Origin of the sequence: Pseudomonas sp. 43(2021), from assembly GCF_017490805.1 — a bacterium.
In the GTDB taxonomy this organism is placed as follows: Bacteria; Pseudomonadota; Gammaproteobacteria; order Pseudomonadales; family Pseudomonadaceae; genus Aquipseudomonas.
In genome coordinates this window covers 1-563 of sequence record NZ_JAFGYJ010000205.1, presented here as the reverse complement: position 1 = coordinate 563, position 563 = coordinate 1, and the positions used below count along the sequence as shown (strand labels likewise).

Below are 563 nucleotides of genomic sequence, written 5' to 3'. Positions count from 1 at the left end.
ATTATCATCTCCAATTGGTGCTTGTTCTGATCCATAAATTGTTCTTCCGTACACACTTCTCATATATTGTTTATGATTTTGTTCAAGTCGAATCACACTTTGTCTTAATTCTTTCAGTGTTTCCCATAACGAATGTCGATCTTCAATTATAAAATTTTCCATTCGGTTTGATTGTTGATTGATTCGATTCGATTGCAAATGTTTCTTTTCGCATAATTCGATTAATAAGTCAATTTTGTCGATGTTAGTAAAAAATATTGTTTGAATTCGTTCAATTTCCCTGTCAGGATCAATGTGTAAAGTTAAGTCAGTTGGAACTAATGGAGTCACTGGACAACATCCAGCTGCATTTTCGCTTGTCAATTTACAACTAATAAAATAAATTAAAAATTAATAATGATAATTATTAATTAATAAATAAAACAAACATACCAAAGCCATTGTCCTCCAATATAAGCTGAAGGATGATACTCTTTTAATCGATTTCTATTTGTTTGACAAACTTTTGTAAACAAATCAAGCCACTCTTTTTCTTCTACACAATTGTTCGCTTGAATATATAA

Annotated in this window: 1 protein-coding gene; it reads right to left on the bottom strand. The window is 29.7% G+C overall.

All coding sequences use genetic code 11. The features are described 5' to 3' along the window. Positions 1-330: hypothetical protein (locus tag J5M71_RS26770; RefSeq protein ID WP_207838520.1), on the bottom strand; the 330-nt coding region annotated here is incomplete at its 3' end. Positions 331-563: the final 233 nt, after the last annotated feature.